The 16,009-nt window shown below is 70.6% G+C and carries 14 protein-coding genes; 8 read left to right on the plus strand and 6 right to left on the minus strand.

What is annotated here, in order from left to right:
- Positions 1 to 42: 42 nt before the first annotated feature.
- Positions 43 to 525, plus strand: a complete 483-nt coding sequence (locus AC1DZ6_RS06360) for a low affinity iron permease family protein (protein WP_477096352.1) — start codon at positions 43 to 45, stop codon at positions 523 to 525.
- 54 nt (positions 526 to 579) lie between these two features.
- Here the strand turns inward: AC1DZ6_RS06360 and AC1DZ6_RS06365 are convergent, their stop codons facing one another.
- Complete coding sequence (locus AC1DZ6_RS06365; RefSeq protein ID WP_477096353.1) at positions 580 to 891, minus strand: polyhydroxyalkanoic acid system family protein; 312 nt, start codon at positions 889 to 891, stop codon at positions 580 to 582.
- 126 nt (positions 892 to 1,017) lie between these two features.
- On the opposite strand from AC1DZ6_RS06365, the gene didA reads away from it, so the two are divergent.
- Both didA and dgcA read left to right on the plus strand, forming a co-directional pair.
- Positions 1,018 to 1,227 (plus strand): DNA damage-induced SOS-independent cell division inhibitor A, encoded by a 210-nt coding sequence (gene didA, locus AC1DZ6_RS06370; protein ID WP_477096354.1) that lies wholly within the window; start codon positions 1,018 to 1,020, stop codon positions 1,225 to 1,227.
- Positions 1,228 to 1,269: 42 nt separating this feature from the next.
- Positions 1,270 to 2,283, plus strand: a complete 1,014-nt coding sequence (dgcA, locus tag AC1DZ6_RS06375; RefSeq protein ID WP_477096355.1) for an N-acetyl-D-Glu racemase DgcA — start codon at positions 1,270 to 1,272, stop codon at positions 2,281 to 2,283.
- Between the two features lie 36 nt (positions 2,284 to 2,319).
- Here the strand turns inward: dgcA and AC1DZ6_RS06380 are convergent, their stop codons facing one another.
- The gene (locus AC1DZ6_RS06380) at positions 2,320 to 3,318 is read right to left on the minus strand and encodes a winged helix-turn-helix transcriptional regulator (protein WP_477096356.1); all 999 of its coding nucleotides are present in this window, start codon (positions 3,316 to 3,318) and stop codon (positions 2,320 to 2,322) included.
- A gap of 123 nt (positions 3,319 to 3,441) precedes the next feature.
- Between AC1DZ6_RS06380 and AC1DZ6_RS06385 the strand changes: the two genes are divergently transcribed.
- From AC1DZ6_RS06385 to AC1DZ6_RS06395, 3 genes are all read left to right on the plus strand, one after another.
- Positions 3,442 to 4,662 carry an acetyl-CoA acetyltransferase gene (locus AC1DZ6_RS06385; protein WP_477096357.1) on the plus strand — a complete coding sequence of 407 codons (1,221 nt, stop codon included), beginning with the start codon at positions 3,442 to 3,444 and terminating at the stop codon, positions 4,660 to 4,662.
- Positions 4,663 to 4,815: 153 nt separating this feature from the next.
- A complete protein-coding gene (locus AC1DZ6_RS06390; protein WP_477096358.1) occupies positions 4,816 to 5,601 on the plus strand; it encodes a DUF1295 domain-containing protein in 786 nt (261 codons plus the stop codon).
- A gap of 63 nt (positions 5,602 to 5,664) precedes the next feature.
- On the plus strand, positions 5,665 to 6,573 hold the full coding sequence (locus AC1DZ6_RS06395; protein ID WP_477096359.1) for a hypothetical protein: 909 nt from the start codon (positions 5,665 to 5,667) through the stop codon (positions 6,571 to 6,573).
- Positions 6,574 to 6,712: 139 nt separating this feature from the next.
- Here the strand turns inward: AC1DZ6_RS06395 and AC1DZ6_RS06400 are convergent, their stop codons facing one another.
- Entirely contained in the window at positions 6,713 to 8,182 is a 1,470-nt protein-coding gene (locus AC1DZ6_RS06400; protein WP_477096360.1) for a carotenoid oxygenase family protein, read from the minus strand.
- 169 nt (positions 8,183 to 8,351) lie between these two features.
- On the opposite strand from AC1DZ6_RS06400, the gene AC1DZ6_RS06405 reads away from it, so the two are divergent.
- The gene (locus tag AC1DZ6_RS06405; RefSeq protein WP_477096361.1) at positions 8,352 to 10,349 is read left to right on the plus strand and encodes a TonB-dependent receptor; all 1,998 of its coding nucleotides are present in this window, start codon (positions 8,352 to 8,354) and stop codon (positions 10,347 to 10,349) included.
- Positions 10,350 to 10,362: 13 nt separating this feature from the next.
- Here AC1DZ6_RS06405 and AC1DZ6_RS06410 read toward each other — a convergent pair whose 3' ends face one another.
- Positions 10,363 to 11,460: a L,D-transpeptidase family protein gene (locus AC1DZ6_RS06410; protein ID WP_477096362.1), complete on the minus strand. Its 1,098-nt coding sequence runs from the start codon at positions 11,458 to 11,460 to the stop codon at positions 10,363 to 10,365.
- 108 nt (positions 11,461 to 11,568) lie between these two features.
- Between AC1DZ6_RS06410 and AC1DZ6_RS06415 the strand changes: the two genes are divergently transcribed.
- The gene (locus AC1DZ6_RS06415; protein WP_477096363.1) at positions 11,569 to 12,717 is read left to right on the plus strand and encodes a D-alanyl-D-alanine carboxypeptidase family protein; all 1,149 of its coding nucleotides are present in this window, start codon (positions 11,569 to 11,571) and stop codon (positions 12,715 to 12,717) included.
- Here AC1DZ6_RS06415 and AC1DZ6_RS06420 read toward each other — a convergent pair.
- Both AC1DZ6_RS06420 and AC1DZ6_RS06425 read right to left on the minus strand, forming a co-directional pair.
- Positions 12,611 to 15,127: an ABC transporter permease gene (locus AC1DZ6_RS06420; protein ID WP_477096364.1), complete on the minus strand. Its 2,517-nt coding sequence runs from the start codon at positions 15,125 to 15,127 to the stop codon at positions 12,611 to 12,613. The genes AC1DZ6_RS06415 and AC1DZ6_RS06420 overlap by 107 nt on opposite strands.
- Positions 15,127 to 15,816: an ABC transporter ATP-binding protein gene (locus tag AC1DZ6_RS06425; RefSeq protein ID WP_477096365.1), complete on the minus strand. Its 690-nt coding sequence runs from the start codon at positions 15,814 to 15,816 to the stop codon at positions 15,127 to 15,129. Before AC1DZ6_RS06425 ends, AC1DZ6_RS06420 begins: the two co-directional genes overlap by 1 nt.
- Positions 15,817 to 16,009 lie beyond the last annotated feature (193 nt).

Raw genomic sequence — 16,009 nt, forward strand, 5'->3', positions numbered from 1 at the left:
GCGTTATGCTCCCGGACCGTCGGGTCCAGAGCTGGGAGCGTCATGGACAAGCTGTTCGCCAAATTCGCCAACGCCACGGCGAAGATCACCGGCAGTCCGCCGGCCTTCATCGTCTGCGTTCTGATGGTGCTGCTCTGGGCGGCCAGCGGGCCGATCTTCAAGTTTTCCGAGACCTGGCAACTGGTGATCAACACCGGCACCACAATCATCACCTTCCTGATGGTGTTCCTGATCCAGAACACCCAGAACCGCGACGGCGAGGCGGTTCAGACCAAGCTGGACGAGCTGATCCTGACCTCGGCCGCCGAGAACGACTTCATGGGCATCGAGAAGCTGACGGAGAAGGAGCTGGCGGCGATGCACGCCCGCTGCACCGAGCACGCCCAGATCGCCCAGGATCGGCTGGAAAAGATCTCGGCCGAACGCGAGGCCCGCAAGAGCGCCAAGGCGTCGCCGAAGGCCAAGCGCGCCCCGGCCAAGCGCCCGCCCGCCAAGAACGCGCCGGCGCGGCGGGTGAAGACGTAACGCTTCAATATCCGCCATCCCGGCATTCGCCGGGATGGCGGATATAGGAATTGCCTACTTCTTCTCCAGCAGCAGCGTTCCCTGCTTCTTGACCTGACCCGTGATCTTGCCGGCGATCACGCCCAGCAGGCCGGGCAGGACGATGTCCATCCGCACCGAGTCCTCGAACACCGTCAGTACGCCGGAAATCGTCTGGCCCATGGCCTGGGCCGAGAAGGTCAGGGCGTCGCCGGCCCACGTCTTCTGGACGTCCTTGACCATGCCGCCGGTCTGGCTGAGCAGCTGGCCGAACCCTTCCTCGATGCGGCGGTGCGCCTCGGCGGTCCCGAGGGCGTGGGGAATGGTGATGGTGACCGGCTTGCTCATGCGTGTGGCGCTCCTGCTCTCGGGGTCTAAACGCCCGTCGGCGACATATGGGGGCGAAGCGGCCATATCATACGTCCGAGGCTGACGTATCGGTCGGCGAAGGTCTGGACATCCAAGGAGGACGCCATGACCGACATCGCCATGCCCAGCCTGTTCCAGCCCCAGCCCCGCTCGGTCCGTTTCACCCGTCCCGGCCGTCCCGGCGGCGTGGTCGGCGCGCTGAACTATGCGGGCGTGCTGCTGGTGTGGAGCGCGCTGTTCGTGTGGGATCCCCGGCTGGCCATGCAGGTGCTCCGCGAGCGCCGCGCCGACTCGCCGATCCGCCGCCGCGACTAGAGCCCTCTCGCCAAATCCCGGAAACGGTGAGATGCCAGACGGATGCAGCGCACCGTCTCGATCGCCCATGTCAGCCACCGCCTGAAGGCCCCGTTCCGCATCTCGCGCGGGGTCAAGACCGCCGCCGAGGTCGTGGTGGTCGAGATCGTCGAGGGCGAGCTGATCGGGCGGGGCGAGAGCGTGCCTTACGCCCGCTACGACGAGACGGTCGAGAGCGTGATCGCCCAACTCCAGCCCGCCGCCCAGGCCCTGCGTGAGGGAGCGCGGCCGCATGACGCCCTGGCGCTGCTGACGGCCGGCGCGGCCCGCAACGCCCTGGACTGCGCCCTGTGGGATCTGCGGGCCAAACGCGAAGGGCTCAGCGTCGAGGCGCTTACCGCCTTGCGCGTGCCGGGCAGCCTGATCACCGCCGTCACCGTCAGCCTGGACAGCGTCGAGGCCATGGGCGCGGCCGCTCGGGCGGTGGCCTCCGCCCCGTTGATCAAGGTCAAGCTGTCGGCCGAAGATCCCGCCGCCCGACTTCTGGCCGTGGCGAAAGCCGCGCCGGACGCACGGCTGATCGTCGATCCCAACGAGGGCTGGGACTTCGCCATGCTCGACGGCCTCAAGCCCGTGCTGTCGGACCTCAACATCGCCCTTGTCGAGCAGCCCTTGCCGGCCGGACAAGACCAGGCGCTGGAGGGCTACGACCCGCCGTACCCGATCTGCGCCGACGAGTCGGTGCACACGGCCGAGGACCTTGCGGCGTTGCGCGGCCGCTACCGCGCCGTGAACCTCAAGCTCGACAAGTCGGGCGGCCTGACCGAGGCCCTGCTGATGCTGGAAGAGGCCCGCAACCACGGCTTCGTGCTGATGGTCGGCTGCATGGTCGCCTCGTCCCTGGCCATCGCCCCGGCCTTGCATCTGGCGGGCTCGTGCGCCTTCGCCGATCTGGACGGACCGTGGTGGCTGGCGGACGATCACCCCGGCGGCTGCCGCGTGGCGGACGGGCGGATGACCGCGCCGAAGCCGGGGTTCTGGGGCGATGGCGTGACGGCGACCGGGCTCTGGCTCTGACGCTGCTAACCCTCTCCCATGGGGAGAGGGAGGGGCCTATTGCGGAGCAATGGGAGGGTGAGGGGGTAAACCGTCAGACGGCGTGCCGGCAGGGCCTCGCGTGAAATCGGTGAGGGTGTAACCCCTCACCCTCCCACCATGACAGGCGCCACAACGGACGGCGGTCTCCAGCACCGATCCGCACGGCTTGTGGATCAGCACCTCGGGCGGCCCCGCCTCGCCAGAGAGCCAGCGATCCCCCCAGGCCATCAGCGCCGCGATCAGCGGGAACAGGTCGCGCGCCTCTTCCGTCAGCCGGTACTCCCAGCGCTCGGGCCGCGCCTGGTATAGCCGCTTCTCCAGCATGCCCAGGGCCGTCAGCCGCGCCAGCCGGTCGGCCAGGATGTTGCTCGCCACCCCCAGCTCGGCCTGCAGGTCGTTGAACCGCCGCCGGCCGTAGAAGGCGGCGGCCAGCAGGTGGGCGGTCCAGCGATCGCCCAGCACGGCGATCGAGCGCTCCAGCATCGGCGCCAGCGGCTGGGCGGCCTCGGCGGTCGAGCGGCGCTGCAGCCGAGCGCGCGGCGCGGGCTCCAGTCCAGCCCCCGGACCCGGGACCAGCTCGACGTCTCGCGCCTCGACCGGCTGGTCGCAGGCCTTGCAGACCAGCTCGGCGACCAGCGGCTTGCTGCAGGTCTCGTGTTCGATCCGGTGCGAGGGGCTGGTCTCGTCATAGTGCCAGCGGGTCTCCCAGCGCAGGATCATCAGGGCCGCGTCATAGAGGTCCTTGCCCATGGCCGTCAGGTGATAGCCGTGGCGGACGGGCCGGTCCTGATAGGGGCGCTTTTCCAGCACGCCCGCGGTCTCCAGCCGCGCCAGCCGGTCGACCAGCAGCGAGCGGGCCATGCCGGTCAGGCGCACCAGGCCGTCGAACCGGGTCTCGCCCATGAAGGCGGCATAGAGAGTCAGCAGGGTCCAGCGGTCGCCGATCAGGTTCAGGGCCCGCGCCGCCGAACTGGCGCGGACCATCTGCACGGTGGGGGAGGCGACCTGCGTCATGATCCCTGGTTCGGGTGTTTCGCGGCGAACTGTCAACGCGGAGCATTGCCTCGCGAGAGGTCACTTGTATAGTCGGACTGACTAAGCCGAGGAACATCGGCGCGACGAGCGGGAGGGACGGCCATGGTCTATATCCTTGGTGGCTGGCAGAGCGATTTCTCGGTCAACTGGGCGCGGCAGGGCATGAGCCTGACCGACGCCTTCGCCCAGGCGGTGGGCGAGGGCCTGGCCGCGGTCGATCTGGATCCCGAGGACATCGAGACCGGCCATGTCGGCAATTTCGCCGGCGAGCTGTTCGCGGGGCAGGGGCTGCTGGGCGGCTTCTTCGGCCAGGTGCATCCGGCCCTGGACGGCCTGCCGACCGCGCGGCACGAGGCGGCCTGCGCCTCGGGCAGCGTGGCGATCCTGGCGGCGACGGCCGAGATCGAGGCTGGCCGCTACGACCTGGCCTGCGTGGTCGGGATCGAGCAGATGCGCAACGTACCCGGCCAGACCGCCGCCGAGCATCTGGGATCGGCCGCCTGGGTGGGCGAGGAATTCCAGGACGCCCGCTTCCTGTGGCCGCGCGCCTTTTCCGACCTGGCCGACGAGTACGAACGCCGCCATGGCCTGAAGTACGAGCACCTGATGGCCATCGCGGAGAACAACTTCGCCAACGGCCGTCGCAATCCCAACGCCCAGACCCGCGACTGGCGGTTCGGCCCCGAGGCCTTCACGGCCGACGACGTCGCCAATCCGGTGGTCGAGGGCCGCACCCGCAAGCAGGACTGCGGCCAGGTGACCGACGGCACGGCGGTGGTCTTCCTGGCCTCCGAGCGCCGGGCGCGGGCCTATGCCTTCCTGCGCGGCGTGCCGCTGGAGAGCCTGCCGCGCATCAAGGGCTGGGGCCACCGTTCGGCCCCGATCAGCTACGCCCGCAAGGTCGAGGCCAGCCGCGACCAGCCCTACGTCTTCCCCCAGGTGCGCCGCGCCGTCGAGGACGCCCGGGCGAGGGCGGGGATCACCGACCTGTCGCAGGTCCATGCCGTCGAGGTCCACGATTGCTTCACCGCCACCGAATACATGGCGATCGACCACCTGGGCCTGACCGCGCCGGGCGAGAGCTGGAAGGCGATCGAGGACGGCTCCATCGCCATCGGCGGCCGCCTGCCCATCAACCCCTCCGGCGGCCTGATCGGCGCCGGACACCCGGTTGGCGCGACCGGCGTGCGCATGGCGCTGGACGCCTTCAGGCAGGTGACCGGAACGGCCGGCGACTGCCAGGTCGAGGGCGCCAAGACGGTGCAGACCCTGAACATCGGCGGCTCGACGACCACGACGGTGAGCTTCGTGGTGGGGGTGTGACGACGCCGCGCTCACCAACTCCTCCCCCTGTGGGGGAGGCGGCCCGAAGGGGCCGGTGGGGGGCGTAGTCCCACCTCGGCCAACTTCCCCCGTCGGCTGCGCCGACACCTCCCCCACAGGGGGAGGACCTAAAGTTTCGAAGGTTCGACCAATTTGCCCCTGCTCACCTTGCTCCTGATCAACGCCGCCGTCTCCGCCGCCGCCTTCGTGGCCCTCTGGCTGATCGGCCTGCGCTTGAAGGACGTCAGTTTCGTCGACGCCTGGTGGGGCGTGGGCATGGCCTTGATCGCCTGGACGACGCTGATCCAGGCCGGCGCCACGCCGCACGGCGTGCTGCTGACCGGGCTCTGCACGGTCTGGGCCGCACGCCTGGGCGGCTACCTGCTGTGGCGCTGGCGCAAGCAGGGGCCGGACCGGCGCTACGTGACCATGATGCACCATGCCCAGACCCAACGCGGCTGGAGCTTCGCCAAGGCCTCGGCCCTGCTGGTCTTCGCCCTGCAATATCTGCTGGCCTTCGTCGTGGCCCTGCCGGTGCAGCTGGGCCAGCCGATCACCGCGCCGCTGGGCRGACTGGCGATCGCCGGCGCGGTTCTGGCCCTGATCGGCATCGGCTTCGAGAGCCTGGGCGACTGGCAGCTGCTGCGCTTCAAGGCCGATCCCGCTAACGCCGGCAAGGTACTGGACACGGGCCTGTGGCGCTATACCCGCCACCCCAACTATTTCGGCGACGCCTGCGTGTGGTGGGGCCTCTATCTGATCGCCGCCGAGACGGGTCTGGGCGCCTGGGCTCTGCCGGGGCCGATCCTGATCACCTTCCTGCTGACCCGCTGGAGCGGCGTGCCGACCGTCGAGGGGCGGATGCGGCGCAAGCGCCCGGACTACGAGGCCTATGTGGCCCGCACCTCGGGCTTCGTGCCCTGGTTTCCCAAGGGCTGAGCCGACCTGTACTTTCGCGCGCACCGGTGTAACCTTTGATTGAATAATCAGGGAGGTCGCGTCATGCGTAAGCGTTCGATGGCTTTGGCGGTCGTGGCCGCCTCGATCCTGCTCACCCCTCAGGCGCTGACCCCGCAGGCCCAGGCCTTCGGCACGATCCGCAGCCTGGGCCAGAACGCCGAGCACGAGCGCATCACGCGCACCGGCCTGGCCGCGTTCGGGTTCGGGCCGGACTCCCTGAGCGAGATCGCGGGCAAGAACGGCACCTGGGGCGCGGTCGGCGCGCCCGACAATCCCACGCGGGGCCTGATGAGCAGCAAGGCCGCCCATTGCGACGGCGGCGACTTCTTCTCGCCCGGCGCCTATCCGCAGAGCTCGCTCACGGCGGCCACCGTCCTGACCTCGTGCCGCACCTACATCATCAACAACATCAACGCCGCGGTGACCGACGCCGGCGGCCTGGTGAAGCCGAACCTGCAACTGGACAGCACCAGCATCTTCGGCGGCTGCACCTTCAACGGCGTCAAGGGACGGGCCAAGTGCAACGTGTTCGAGGACATGGGCATGGCCTTCCACGCCGCCCAGGACTTCTATTCGCACTCAAACTGGATCGACGCGCCGCGCGCCACCCCGTCGATCGCCAATCCCCAGGGTCTGAACCACACCACGCCGGCGGCCTGGCTGTCGCCGACGCCGGTGACCTTCCCGACGGGCCTGATCAGCGGCTGCTACGACGGCTTTCCGGAGTCGCTGTACTGCGGCGGGCGGATCAAGCACGCGACGCTGAACAAGGACACCGCCAGCGCCGCGCGTGGCGCGGGCGGGGCCTATGCCCGCGCCATGAACGTCGCCGCCCAGGACACCCGCGACAAGTGGGCCTTCTTCGAGAGCCGACTGGTCGCCGTCTACGGCGCGCCGCGCGCCAACAAGATGATCTGCGTGCTGCGGCGGGACAATCCGGGGAGCTGCTAGTCCGGATCCTTCTCCCAAAGGGAGAAGGTGTCGGCGTAGCCGACGGATGAGGGGTTAAGGCGTTGGCCGGCGTGCCGGCACGGCGTTGGCAGCGTAACCCCTCACCCTCCCATCGCTTCGCGACGGGCCCTCCCTCTCCCTATGGGAGAGGGTTCAACAGATGCCGCCCCGCCCAGACTGCATGCGTCCCGCTGCTGATCTTGTGCGGCAGGGCGATGCGGCAGGTCGGCTGCATGGTCCGGGCATCGACCACCAGGCACTCCGACGTGCCCCGGTTTTCGTCGATGATGAAGCTGACCAGATAGCCGTCGTCCTCGCTCGTCGCCCCGACGCGCGGCGCGAAGGGGGCTTCGCTGGCGTAGCGGCCGCGCTCCAGGGGCAGGCTCCAGCTGACGCCGGTCTCCAGGTCGTGCTTGACGAAGCCGTTGAACAGGAACCAGCCCGGCTTGGCGGTGGTGGAATAGGCGTAGCGATAGGGCCGTCCCGCATAGGCCTGGTTGAACATCCCGAACTCCAGGATACGCTCGTCCAGGTGATGCTCGGTGGTCTCGCCGGTCGCCAGGTTGAAGCGCCAGCGATGCAGCTTGGGCCGGAAGCTGTGCTCGTCCAGATAGGCCATCAGGTRCCCGTGGCCCTCGGGCGCGTCCTCCAGCGGGCGCGGCGTCGGGTTCTCCTGGAAATAGCCGTCCAGCACGATCTCGTCGCCGTCCTCGTAGGCGTTCAGCCAGTGCAGAACATAGGTCGTGGCGGCCTCGAACCAGCGGACCTCGCCGCCATGACGCGGAACGATGCCGAACCGCGACGGCACGCCCTTGTGCAGGCGCACGGCGTGGATGTCGCGCTCCAGCAGCCCCGCGTCCCAGAACACCGGCAGGTCGTTGAGGATCGAATAGTTCGCCGTGAACGCCATGTCGTGCGGCAGGCGCGGGCCGGGCAGGTCGATCGGCTGATAGACGGTGCGCTTGCCCGTCGCATCGACCACGCCGTAGTGCATGTAGGGCGCATGCTTGGAGTAGTTGAAGAACAACAGCTCGCCGGTCGCCTCATCGACCTTGGCGTGGGCCGACACGCCGTCCAGCGGGGCCCAGGCGGCGACGCCGAGGTTTTCCAGGGTCAGGGGATCCAGGCGATAGGCCTCGCCGCATTGGTAGAAGGTGGCGATCGCCTCGCCGGCATGGACGACGATGTCGGTGCTGGCGGTGTCCTTCAGGCCGCCATGGGCGCCGAAGCCGGGGCGCTTGGACGTGCCCGGCCCGTCGGCGAGGCCGCCCCATAGGCTCATCCCTGCCTCCTGCTCGGCCTCGAAACCGCGCGTACGGATGAAGCGGTTGCGATAGGTGGCCTGGCCACCCTTGAACTCGATCTGGTGGACCATGCCGTCGCCATCGAACGGGTGGTAGCGGCCCAGCGGCTGGTGGACGGGGTTTTCGGTGTTGCGCAGATAGACGCCGTCCAGGTCGGTCGGGATCGCGCCTTCCAGCACCTCCAGGTCGACCGCGTCGACCTCCTCGTGCAGCGGCGTCCAGGCCCCGGTCATATAGGGGTGGTTGGTCGGCTCGATCGAGGTGCGGACCGGAGGCAAGCGCGTGATCTGCGGGGCGATCTTCATGGCGGTCTTCCTGGCTTCCGAGGTGTCGTCTCGCACCCTGAGACTAACCCTAAAAACGTAAGTCTCGTTATGCAAGCGAAGGAAAAGCGAACGGGAGCGTATGAGCGCCGTTCTTCCGCCGCGCGAAGCGGTCTAGGTCGTTGGCAGCGYTCCCCACGCGAGGATTTCCATGCTCTTCGACTCGCCGCCTTCCGTCGAACAGGTGATCGTCACCGCCGCTCGTCTGCCGCCATCGGCGGCTGAAGCGGCCTTCTCGGTGGTTCACCTAAGCGAGCGCGATCTGGCCAAGTCCCAGCGGGTCGACGAGGCGGTCAGCCAGACGCCCGGCGTCTCGCTGTTTCGCCGCACCTCCAGCCTGTCGGCTAATCCCACCACCCAGGGGATCAGCCTGCGGGCCATCGCGCCGTCGGGCGCGGGGCGGACCCTGGTCACCCTGGACGGCGTGCCGCTGAACGATCCGTTCGGCGGCTGGGTGATCTGGTCGCAGCTGGCGCCGGAGTCCCTGGCCGGCGTCGACATCGTGCGCGGGGCGGGGGCAGGCCCCTACGGCGCCGGCGCCCTGACCGGCGTCATCGGCCTGAAGGAGCGCGACGCCGGGATCGCCGGCGACGTCTCGGTCGGAGACCTGGGCTCGCAGCGCGCCTCGGCGGCGGCGGTCTCGACGCTAGGCCGGTTCGAGTTCTTCGGGGCGGCGTCCTACGACAAGTCCGACGGCTACGTGCCGGTGCGCGGCGACGCCCAGGGCGCGGCCGACACCAAGGCCGACCTGGAGGCCAAGAGCATCTCCGGCCGCGTCGACATGGCCACGGGTCTGGGCCTGCTGTCGCTGCGCGGCGGGTTCTTCGAGGAGGATCGCGGGGCCGGCCTAGCCGGCGCGCGGGCCAACGCCTCGGGCAACGTGCTCAGCGCCACCCTGGTGCGCACGCCGCGCGGCGAGGCTCTAGGCTGGCGGCTGCAGGCCTGGCGGCGGACCAGCGACCTGTTCAACAGCTCGGTGGCCGTGGCCGCCGACCGCTCGGCCACCACCCCGGCCAACAGCCAGGACAAGACCCCGGCCACCGGCTGGGGTTTGAACGGCGCCTTGCGCCAGAAGATCGGCGGCGTGGAATGGGAGCTGGGCGCCGACGCCCGCCTGAACGACGGCGAGGAGCGCGAGCGCTACAGCTATTCGGGGGGGACCTACACCCGCAACCGCGTGGCCGGCGGCAAGACCTCTGTGGTCGGGGCCTACGCCGACGGCTCGTGGACGACCGGTCCGTGGCTGGTGGCCGGCGGGCTGCGTCTGGACCACTGGGAGAACACCAACGGTTTCCGGATCGAGCGCAACGCCCTGACCGGCGCGGTGCTGCTGGACCAGCGTCCGGCCGATCGCGACGGCGAGGTGGTCAGCGGCCGCCTGGGGGTGACCCGCGAGCTCGGGCAGGGGACCACGGCGCGCGTCGCCGGCTATACCGGCTTCCGCCCGGCCGGCCTCAATGAGCTCTACCGCCCGTTCCGGGTGGGCAACGATGTCACCGAGGCCAATGCGGGGCTGAAGCCGGAGCGGCTGCAGGGGCTGGAGGCCGGCGTCACGCGCAAGGGCGCCAAGGGTCTGATCGAGGCCACGGCGTTCTGGAACCGGATCGATGATCCGATCGTCAACGTCACCCTGGGCGCCGGCCCAGGGACCTTCCCGATCGGCGGCTTCATCCCGGCCGGCGGCGTGCTGCGCCAGCGCCAGAACGCCGGGACGATCGACGCCTTCGGGCTGGAGGGAAGAGCCGAACGCAAGGTCGGGGTGGTGACCCTGAGCTCGGCCCTGTCGGTCACCGACGCGCGGCTGGACGGCGGCTCTACCGCGCCGCAGTTGACCGGCAAACGCCCGGCCCAGGCCCCGATCTGGAGCGCCACGGCGGGGCTATCGGCCGAGCTGACGGAGAAGCTCACCCTGGCCGCCGACCTGAGCTGGGAGGGCAAGCGGTTCGAGGACGATCTGAACAGCCGCGTGCTGGAGCCGGCCTATCGGCTGGACGCCCGCCTGGACTGGCGCGTGCGGCCGCTGGTGACGGCCTATGTGGCGGGCGACAACCTGTTGGATGCGAACATCCAGACGTCGCGGACGGCGGATGGCGTGGCGGGCTATGCTGCGCCGCGCGTGGTGCGGGTGGGGCTGCGGCTGGCGCTGTAGCTCACCCAAGCGCTCACCGCACCGGCTTGCCCTGGAACACCACCTTCGCCCCCTTCTGAACGGCAGCCCCCAGCTCCGCCGCGTCCCAGTTCGTCAACCGCACGCAGCCATGCGAGGCTCGTTTGTTGACCAGCCGGGGATCGGGCGTGCCGTGGATGCCGTAGGTGTCCTTGGTCAGGTCGATCCAGGTCGAGCCCACCGGATTGTTCGGCCCGGCCTTGATGGTCAGCTTGCCCGTCGGCTTGCCGAACGTCAGCCGTGTCGGGTCATAGGTGTAGGTGGGGCGAGGGGCCACGGTGTTGACCGCCCATTCGCCGACCGGGGCCGGGCGCTCGGTGCTGCCGACCGTGGCGGGATAGATCGCCAGCAGCTTGTCGCCATCGGCATAGGCCTTGAGCACGCCCTTGGCGTTGTCGATCTCGATGCGCGTGACCTTGCCGTCCAGGCCGTCGGGACCCAGGGCCGCGACGATGATCGTGGTCCCGGCCTTGCTGAAGTCGACGCCGGGGTTCAGGGCCTGCAGCAGCGGCTCGTCCATATGGAACTTCTCGGCCAGGGCCTCCAGCGGCGTGCCGTAGCCGAGCGCCGGAAGCTTGGCCATGGCCTCGTAGTCGTCCTTGGGGATGTCGGGCGTGAACGGGCCGGCGGCGTCCTCGGCGGTGATGACATAGTCGGTCAGGGCCGGATTGGCGTCGGCGGCCAGGGCGTCCCAGACGGCGGGGCTCAGCTTGCCGTCGACGGTCAGACGGCGGGCCTCCTGGAAGGCGCTGATCGCCAGGGTCAGGTTGCTGCCCTCCTGGCCGTCGATAACGCCGGGCGAGAAGTGGGCGCGGTCCAGCAGCACCTGGGCGCGGGTCAGATAGGCCTTCTTGGCCTCGGGCGTCGTGGCGGCGGGATCGAAGACGGCGGCGTTCACGGCCTGGGCCATCGGCGAAGGCGCGGCCGGGGCGGCGGCGGGCGGCGCGGCGACCAGGGGCGGAGCGGGCTGCGGCGCGGGCGTTGCGGGCTTCGACGCGGCCGGCTTTTCCTGCGGCGGCGCGGGGTCTGAACAGGCGGTGGTGGCCACCAGGCAGCCGAGCAGCAGGACGACGGGACGCAGGGTCGAGGGCATGTAACAACTCCGAGGCGGGAACGCCTTGCCCCTCTCAAGCCTTCAGCCATGGCGAAGTTCCCCACGCTTACGTTTAACGGCGGTCCGTCCGGACCAAGGAGCCACCGGTTGAAGATCCTGCGTCGGCTGATCTGGGTTGTGGGCGTGCTGGCCGTGCTCTTCGCGGCGTTCCTGGCCTGGGTGCTGTGGCCAAACCGCCCCGCGCCGTCCGTGCCGCCGCCCTCGGTCTCGGCGCCGCGCGAGCCGTTGGCCTATGAACCGCCGACCTATCTGCCGTCCAACGACCCCCCAGGCAGCCCTAGCTTCGGCCCGGGACCCAGCGGATCGCCCGAGGACTGCAATGCCGGCGGGGCCTCGACCAGCGCCGCCCCGGTCAACGCCGCCTCGCTGACCACCCTGACCTGGCAGCCGTTCGGCCGCGCCGAGACCGGCTGGGAGATCTACGCCCCCCAGGTCGCCCATGAGATCCAGACCGCCTGCGCTCCCGGCTCGAACCGTTTCGCCGCCGCCCTGGCGCGCTGGCAGGGCGGCCATGGCCTGAAGACCACCGGGACCTTCGATCCGGAGACTTTCAAGGTGATGCTGGTGCGCTGGCACAGGGCTCGGCCGTTCGTGAAGGTCAACGGCGAGGGCATCTGCCCCGGCGCACCGGCCGTCGCCCTGCTGTCCACCGCCAAGCCCGAGGAGAGCTACGGCGGCAAGACCATCCAGCTGCGCCCCGGCGCCATGGACGCCTATCGCCGGATGGTCGCCGAGGCCAAGGCGGCGGGCGTGGTGCGCGATCCACGCGTGCTGACCATCTTCTCCGGCTTCCGCGACCCGGCCGCCGACGCGGCCCGCTGCGCCCGCGACAACAATTGCCAGGGCGTGTCGCGCACCATCTGCTCGGCCCACCGCACAGGCCTGGCCATGGACGTGTTCATCGCCGCCGCGCCGGGCTTCGGGCCGGACTCCAGCGCCGACGACAACCGCCGGGCCATGGCGCGGTCGGACGTCTATCGCTGGATGGTCGCCAACGCCGGGCGCTTTGGCTTCGTCAACTACGTGTTCGAGCCCTGGCACTGGGAGTGGACGRGCGAGCCGATGCTGCCGGGCGTGCCGATCAACAGCCTGCCGCTGGCCGGCTCGGGCCGCCCCGGCGACCCGCTGCTCATTCCGCCCGAAGCACCGGCGCCGGTCGCTGCGACAGCGCCAGGGCCGCCGCCAAAAGCCCGCCCGCCGTCGAAAGCCCCGCCGCACCGGCCAGCAGGATCATGACCCCGCCCCAGTCGACGCTCCAGCTGGCCTCGAACACCTTGACCACCACCGGCCAGGCGGCGGCAAAGCCCAGGGCCACGCCCGCCGCGCCCGCGATCAGCCCGACCGCGCCGTACTCGATCGCGTAGGCCGTCAGGATCTGGCCGCGCGTGGCGCCCAGCACCTTCAACGTCGCGGCCTCTCGCGCCCGGGCTCGCGCCCCGGCGGCGATGGCCCCGGCCAGCACCAGCAGGCCCGCCAGGCCCGCCACCCCGGCAGCGCCGCGCACGGCCAGGGCCAGGCGGTCGAACAGGGCGGCGGCGGCGTCCAACTGCTCGCGGACGCTGATCACGTTGACCCCCGGAAAGCTGTCGCCCAGGCGGCGGGTCAGCGCCGCCTCCTGAGTCTTGTCCAGGCGGGCGATGGCGACGTTGCGCAGGTCGGCGCCTTCCAGCGCCCGGCTGTTCAGCACGACGTTGAAGTTGGGGCCGAAGCCGCCGAACTCGATCTTGCGCAGCACCGCGATCCTGGCCTCGATGTCGCGGCCCAGGACGGTCAAGGTGACGGTGTCGCCCACCTTCAGCCCCGCGCCCTCGGCCAGCTCGGCGTTCAAGGCCAGCAGCGGCGGGCCGGCGTAGTCGGGCTTCCACCATTGGCCGGCGAGGGTCTTTCCGTCTTTCGGCGCGCCGGGCAGCAGGCTCATGCCGATGTCGTTGTCGAAAGCCCAGCGCTGGCCGGGTTTGATCTTGTCCTTCTCGATCGGCTGGCCCTTCAGGGCGCTGATCCGGCCGGTGGCGAAGGGCAGGCGCAGGTAATTGTCGGTTGTCAGCGGACCCATGGCCTTGGTCACTTCCGCGTCGAAGGCGGTGGCCTGTGAGCCGGGGATCTCGGTGAACACCATGGCCGGCGCCGTGCGTGGGGCGGTGGTGGTGATCTGGGCCAGCAGGGCCGACTGGATCAGCACCACGCAGGCCAGCAGGGCCACGCCCAGGCCGATGGCCGGGCTGGCGGTGCGGGCCGCCGAGCGCGGTCCGGCCAGGTTGGCCAGGCCCAGTTTGGCGGGACCGGTGGCCAGGCGTCGCACCTTGCCCGCGCCCCAGGCGGCGGCCCTTCCCAGGGCCCAGAGGATGGCGAACGAGAAGGCGACCCCGGCGATCATGATGGCGGCGGCCAGGGGCGTCGGGGCGGTGGCCACGGCCAGGGCGGCCAGGCCCGCGCCGGCCAGCACCGCGCCCAGGGTTTCCAGGCTCAGGGGAATGCGGCCGCCCAGGCTGCGGCGGAACAGGGCCGAGGGCGGGGTGCGGCGGGCCCTGGCCAGCGGGATCAGCGAGAACGCCGCCGCCGCCAGCAGGCCGAACAGTCCGGCCTTGGCCAGGGGCCAGGGATAGACGGCGAACAGGGCCGGGATCGGCAGGGACGAGCCGGCCAGCTGACCCAGGATCAACGGCGCGACGGCTCCGATCGCCAGGCCGATGGCCACGCCCAGGGCGGCCAGCAGGCCGATCTGGATCAGGTAGAGGTTGCGGATCAGCGCCCCGTCCGCGCCCAGGGCCTTGAGCACGGCGATCGAAGGCTCGCGAGTGGCCAGATAGGCGCTGACCGCCCCGGCCACGCCCAGGCCGCCGGCCACCAGCGAGGCCAGGCCGATGAAGCCGAGAAAGTATTCCAGCTGGTCGATCAGCCGCCGGGCGCCGGGGGCGGCGTCCAGGCGGTCGCGGACTTCCAGGCCGGCGTCGGGAAACTGGGCTATGACCGCCTTGCCCGTGGCGCGCGGGTCCTGGGCGGCGGGCAGGGCGACGCGGACGGCGCGGCCCGACAGGCCGCCGGGGGCCAGCAGGCCCGAACCTTCCAGAACCTCGCGCCGCACCAGCACGCGCGGTCCCAGGGCGAAGCCGCGTGACAGGCCGTCGGGCTCGCTGACCAGCACCGCGCTGGCCCGCAGGATCACCGGCCCGGCCGTGAACTGGTCGCCGAGTTTGAGGTGCAGGCGGTCCAGCAGGGCCGGCTCGACCGCCGCGCCGGGGACGCCGTCGCGGTCGGAGAGCGCGGTCTTCAAGTCGGGGGCGCCGTCGATCTTCACCGTCCCGGCCAAGGGATAATGGCCGTCGACGCCGCGCAGGCTGACCAGCCGGCGGTCGCCGCCCTGTCCCTCGGCCATGGCCCTGGCGGCGGCGGTGTAAGTCGTGGTCCCCAGCCTGTCGAACGCGGCGCGCTCGGCGGGCGTGAAGTCGCGGTTCTCGACCGAGAAATAGAGGTCGCCGCCCAGGATCTCGCGCGCCTGGCCGGCCAGGCCGTGGCGGAAGGCCTCGGCGGTCGAACCGGCGGCGGCGATGGCGGCCACGCCAAGGGCCAGGCACGCCAGGAAGATGCGAAAGCCGCGCACGCCCGAGCGCAGCTCGCGGGCGGCGAGGCGGAACGAGAGCGCGGCCATCAGGCGACGATCTTCCCGTCACCCATCCGCACGATGCGGTCGGCGCGTTCGGCCAGGACCGGATCGTGGGTGACCATGACCAAAGCCGCGCCCACCTCGGCGACGAGGTCGAACATCAGGTCGGCGACGATGGCGGCGGTCTTGGAATCCAGGTTGCCGGTCGGCTCGTCGGCGAACAGCAGGGCCGGGCGGGCGGCCAGGGCGCGGGCCAGGGCGACGCGCTGCTGCTCGCCGCCCGACAGCTGGTGCGGATAGTGGGTCAGGCGGGGGGCGAGGCCCACGCGGTCCAGCCACTGGCGGGCGGTGGTCAGGGCGTCCTTCGCGCCGGCGATCTCCAGCGGCGTGGAGACGTTCTCCTCGGCGGTCATGTTGGGCAGCAGGTGGAAGGCCTGGAAGACCAGGGCCGCGCGGCCGCGCCGGAGTTTCGCCCGGCCGTCCTCGTCCAGCCTGGCCAGGTCCTGGTCGAACAGGCGCACGACGCCGGAGGTCGGTTGCTCCAGCCCCGCGCCCACGGCGATCAGCGACGACTTGCCCGAACCCGACGGCCCGATCACCGCCAGCCGCTCGCCCGGCGCCACCGAAAGATCCACGCCCCGCAGGATGTTCACCGGACCCGCCGCCGAGGGCAGGGTGAGGGTCACGGCGTCCAAATTCAGGACGCGGGCGGGAGCGGCGGAACCTTCAGCCATGAAACGTCCTGATTTCCTGGTCATTGTCTGGATGACAGCATGCCTACATAGGAAGCCATGAGCTTTACCGCACCGCGTTTTCTCGACCGTCGCCGGTTTCTCGCCGGACTGCTGCTGGCCACCCAGGTGGCGGCCGGCCCTCGCCCGCTCGCCAAGCCGCCGGTGATCAMGGTGCTGGGCGACTCCATCACCG

It is taken from the genome of Caulobacter sp. P1_B12_2, from assembly GCF_056406675.1.

Bases quoted from the DNA above. Each gene is read 5' to 3' on its own strand.
- AC1DZ6_RS06360 (WP_477096352.1), top strand. From the start codon at position 43: ATGGACAAGCTGTTCGCCAAATTCGCCAACGCCACGGCGAAGATCACC.
- AC1DZ6_RS06365 (WP_477096353.1), bottom strand. From the start codon at position 891: ATGAGCAAGCCGGTCACCATCACCATTCCCCACGCCCTCGGGACCGCC.
- didA (WP_477096354.1), top strand. From the start codon at position 1,018: ATGACCGACATCGCCATGCCCAGCCTGTTCCAGCCCCAGCCCCGCTCG.
- dgcA (WP_477096355.1), top strand. From the start codon at position 1,270: ATGCAGCGCACCGTCTCGATCGCCCATGTCAGCCACCGCCTGAAGGCC.
- AC1DZ6_RS06380 (WP_477096356.1), bottom strand. From the start codon at position 3,318: ATGACGCAGGTCGCCTCCCCCACCGTGCAGATGGTCCGCGCCAGTTCG.
- AC1DZ6_RS06385 (WP_477096357.1), top strand. From the start codon at position 3,442: ATGGTCTATATCCTTGGTGGCTGGCAGAGCGATTTCTCGGTCAACTGG.
- AC1DZ6_RS06395 (WP_477096359.1), top strand. From the start codon at position 5,665: ATGCGTAAGCGTTCGATGGCTTTGGCGGTCGTGGCCGCCTCGATCCTG.
- AC1DZ6_RS06405 (WP_477096361.1), top strand. From the start codon at position 8,352: ATGCTCTTCGACTCGCCGCCTTCCGTCGAACAGGTGATCGTCACCGCC.
- AC1DZ6_RS06410 (WP_477096362.1), bottom strand. From the start codon at position 11,460: ATGCCCTCGACCCTGCGTCCCGTCGTCCTGCTGCTCGGCTGCCTGGTG.
- AC1DZ6_RS06420 (WP_477096364.1), bottom strand. From the start codon at position 15,127: ATGGCCGCGCTCTCGTTCCGCCTCGCCGCCCGCGAGCTGCGCTCGGGC.
- AC1DZ6_RS06425 (WP_477096365.1), bottom strand. From the start codon at position 15,816: ATGGCTGAAGGTTCCGCCGCTCCCGCCCGCGTCCTGAATTTGGACGCC.